The organism is Paracoccus sp. Z118 (assembly GCF_019061185.1).
Taxonomy (GTDB): domain Bacteria; phylum Pseudomonadota; class Alphaproteobacteria; order Rhodobacterales; family Rhodobacteraceae; genus Paracoccus.
Genome location: NZ_JAHQZU010000064.1, coordinates 1 through 3,951, shown reverse-complemented (window position 1 = coordinate 3,951; position 3,951 = coordinate 1). Strand labels below are relative to the sequence as shown.

Genomic DNA, 3,951 nt, shown 5'->3' with positions numbered 1-3,951 from the left:
GGATGGGCTCAAGGCGGCGCTAATGGGACCGGGACGTCTTTATGAGGCCCTGCGGGATCAAGCGGCCTGAGGGCTGCACCCGGCGATTTCGGCCCTTTGCGGACGATCAGCAAGCGAAAATGCTGCAATGCCGCCTCCTCAAAGCAGACGTTAGCCGATTAGGAAAAGCCCATTTGCGTCCGACGTCCGCCTTGCGGGACCCTTCCTGCCGTTCGCTGCAGGTGCAGGGCGAAAACTTCGGCCTTGGATACATTTAACATGAAGGGCGTAAAGCGGTCTATGGCAGCGGGGCAAGGCACAAGGCGCGCAGCGACATGGCCGAGGGCGGCACCAACACGCTGTTCCTGGCGGTCGGTTTCCTGCGCTGGACACGATCAGAGGGCGACAGCCGGTCTTATCGTGCCCCGCTGCTGCTTTTGCCGGTCAAGCTTGATCGCCGCTTGGCGCAATCGGAATACCGGCTGAGCCAACTCGAGGACGAGGTGCGGATCAACTCCACGCCGCTGGAGATGCTCAAGCGCGATTTCGAACTGCGCATCCCCGATCTGGAGGGGGATCTTCCCCGCGACGAAAGCGGTCTCGACATTCCCCATATCATGGAAATCCTGCGTCAGCGGGTGCGCGACGTGGCGGGCTTCGAGGTTGTCGAGGAATGCGCGCTCTCGACCTTCTCCTTCGCGAAATACCTGATGTGGAAGGATCTGGTTGATCGCACCGACAGCCTGCGCGAAAGCCGCCTTGTTGCCCATCTCGTGAACAATCCGACCGAGGCATTCGAGGGTGCCAGGACGCCTATGCCGCATCCAGCGGACATCGACCGCAAGCATGCACCAGGCGATCTGCTGGCGCCGCTGCCCGCCGACAGTTCTCAACTGGCCGCCGTGTTGGCCGCGGCACAGGGGCGCGACTTCGTGCTGATCGGCCCGCCGGGCACCGGCAAGAGCCAGACCATCACCAACATCATTGCCGACCAGCTTGGCCGGGGCCGCACGGTGTTGTTCGTGGCGGAAAAATCCGCGGCGCTAGATGTGGTGCATCGGCGGCTGGAACGCCACGGGTTCGCCTCGATCACCGCCGACCAGATCGACACCACAAGAACGCGCGCGCGCGGAGTGGCGGACCTCAAGGCCTTCCTGGACTTCGCGAACCGCGGTCCGGTTGCCCTCGCCGCGCAGGACAACGGATCAGCTGGACCCGCCGAGTCGCCGTTCGAGGAGGCGGTGCGCGATGCATTGGCCGCTAAAGGGTGGGAGGTCCACAGCCAGATCGGCGTGTCGGGCTTCCAAATCGACTTGGGCGTGCGGCATCCCGATCACGCAGGCGTCTGGCTCGCGGGGGTGGAGTGTGACGGAGCGCGTTATCATTCCTCGGCCACGGCGCGTGATCGTGACCGGATCCGTCAGGCTGTCTTGGAAGGGCTGGGCTGGAAGATCCTGCGGATCTGGTCGACGGACTGGTTCCGCGCGCCAGTAGCCACCATCTCGCGCATCGACGGCCACCTGCGAGCCCTCCTGGAAACCGACCGGGAACGCAGGGCTGAAGAGGATGCTCGCCAGGATGCCGTCGAGGAGGCGGCGCCCTTTTCGGACGAAACGGCAGGCAGGCCCGCACCTGCGCCCGGTGCGCAGCACACGGATACCGGGGAAAGGCAGGAATCTGTCGAGGAACGCGCGCTTCTCTTCGCCGACAAGGCGGTCGGCGCGTCATCGGCACCGTCGCCGTTGCGCGCGGTTCAGCCAAGTTCCGAGCGGTTCTTCGATGACGATTACTCGGCTGATCGTCGGGAACGTGGATGGCGTCACGCGCCTCTTCAAGACCGCCGAGGGCACCGACGTGTTGCCCAGTGCCATCTACTCTGACCAGCGGGGCCACCGTTTCGTCGGCGGCAAAGCATTTGATCGGTCGCTGATCTCGCCTGATGCGGTCGCGCAAGGGTTCAAGCGGCTCATGGGCACGAGCAGCCGCGTCAAGTTCGGCCCGCTGGACTGGTCGCCCGAGGAATGCAGCGCCGAGATCCTGCGCACCCTGCAAGCGCAGGCCCGGACCGAGGCGGGTGATTTCAACCTGGAAGGCGCCATCATCACGACGCCCGCGGCCTTCAACCAGATGCAGTCCGAAGCGACATTCCGGGCGGCGCGACTTGCCGGGATGGACCGCGTTTCGTTGCTGCAGGAACCGGTCGCGGCGGCCTTGGCCTCTGTCGCCAACAGCCGGGAAACTAGTGGCAACTTTCTGATCTACGACATCGGCGGCGGCACGTTCGACGCGGCGCTGGTGCAGTCGAGCGGCGGCGTCGTCACCGTGGTTGCCCATGAGGGCGTAAACATGCTGGGCGGCCGGGACTTCGACCGACTGATCTATGACCATCTCGTCAAGGAATGGCTGCTTGAGAACTTCGCCCTTCCGCCGGACTATCAGACCCGTCCCGAATACCGCCGGCTGAACGGTGTCGCCCGGCACGCGGTTGAGCGCGCCAAAATCGACCTGGCGACGATGCAGACGACGCTGGTCCACGCGGCCGATGACGAGGTGAGGACGCCGGACGCCGAGGGGCAGGACATCTACCTGTCCATCGATCTCGCCAGAACTAGGATCGAGACGCTGTTCGAAGGACGGATCGCCGAAACGGTCGCACTATGCCGGTCGATGTTGGAACGCAACAACATGGCGCCGGATGATCTTGCCCGCGTCGTCCTAATCGGCGGTCCGTCCAAGATGCCGATCATTCGGGACATGGTGCCGCACGAGTTGGGGGTGGCAGCCGAGCCTAACCTGGATCCAATGACCGCCGTCGCGCAGGGCGCCGCGATTTTCGCGGCCGGCCGAGATTGGAACAAGGTCGAGGGCAGCACCGCGCGGCAGAGCCGTCAGCTAGCTCAGAGCGGAGAGGCCGTCAAACTCGACCTCGATTATCCGGCGTCGAGCGTCGAGGAGAACTTTGTGATCCGCGCCAGATGCAGCGCCCCCGGACATCTCCTTGAGATCGTGGACAGTGACGGAGTCAGCACCGGAAAGGTGCCGCTGGACGGCACGGTAAAGCTGGACCTGCGGCTGGCACGGCTTGGGCGCAATGGGTTCGCCGTGCGCGTGACGGATGATACTGGACGCCAGCTGCCGGGCATCCTCGACAGGTTCGACGTTGAACGCCATGCAGCGGCGGCGCGTGGCATCCCAATGTCGTTTGCACTTGCCGTCAAGGTCCAGGATGGCACGGTCAACGAGACACGCAACACCCTAACCACCATTATTCCCAAAGGTGTGCCGCTGCCGGCGGAGGGCTCCAGCCGGGTCCGCACCGGCCGGACCTTGCGGCCCGGTTCAGGCGAGCCGATCCGTGTCGAATTATTCCAACAAACCGCGAGCGTTGCCGAGCCGCGCCTGGCGCTACCGATCGGTATCTTCCTGCTCGACCCCGAACGACATCTCGATACCCAAGACTTCATTCCGGCAAAATCCGAGCTGATCCTGCACTGCAAGGTGCAGGACAGCGGCCTAATCCACTTCACGGTCGAGGTCCCCGCCATCGGCCGGACCATCGAGGCGGAAAACTTCTATGTCCCCGGGGCTGCGGCCGAAAATTTCGATGGGCGCGAGGGGTATGACCTGGTGCATTCGATTCTCGAAACCGTTTCGCAGGAGGTTGCAGTGTCCGAAAGCCTGCTCAGCGCGGATTCTCAATCGCAACGGCGCGAACTGGAACGGCGTATCGAGGAGCAGGGCGCAATTCTGGCCACGACGGTGGATGCGGAAACCAACCGCGGTGTCGCAGAAGAGCTGCGGCGGATTCGCTGCGACTTTGCCGAACTTGCCCATCGTCCCGAAAACCGCGCCGCACTCTTGCAAAGTGAGATCGATCAAACTGAAGAAAGGTTCGATCTGGTCCGACGAAGCGGGCAGTGTCCCAGCGGTTGGTGTAGGAGGCCGCGCGCGGAGCCCCGGCGTAGCGCAGCG

The 3,951-nt window shown here is 64.0% G+C and carries 2 protein-coding genes and 1 pseudogene; all 3 read left to right on the top strand.

The genetic code is table 11. From position 1 onward, the window contains the following. Positions 1 to 308: 308 nt before the first annotated feature. Positions 309 to 503: pseudogene (locus KTN05_RS18495) on the top strand (DUF4011 domain-containing protein); the annotation flags it as partial. 6 nt (positions 504 to 509) lie between these two features. Next, positions 510 to 1,859 carry an AAA domain-containing protein gene (locus tag KTN05_RS18325; protein ID WP_371823403.1) on the top strand — a complete coding sequence of 450 codons (1,350 nt, stop codon included), beginning with the start codon at positions 510 to 512 and terminating at the stop codon, positions 1,857 to 1,859. After that, on the top strand, positions 1,759 to 3,951 hold a 2,193-nt coding region (locus KTN05_RS17250), incomplete at its 3' end, for an Hsp70 family protein (RefSeq protein WP_217330607.1). The genes KTN05_RS18325 and KTN05_RS17250, both read left to right, overlap by 101 nt.

Bases quoted from the DNA above. Each gene is read 5' to 3' on its own strand.
- KTN05_RS18325 (WP_371823403.1), top strand. From the start codon at position 510: ATGCTCAAGCGCGATTTCGAACTGCGCATCCCCGATCTGGAGGGGGAT.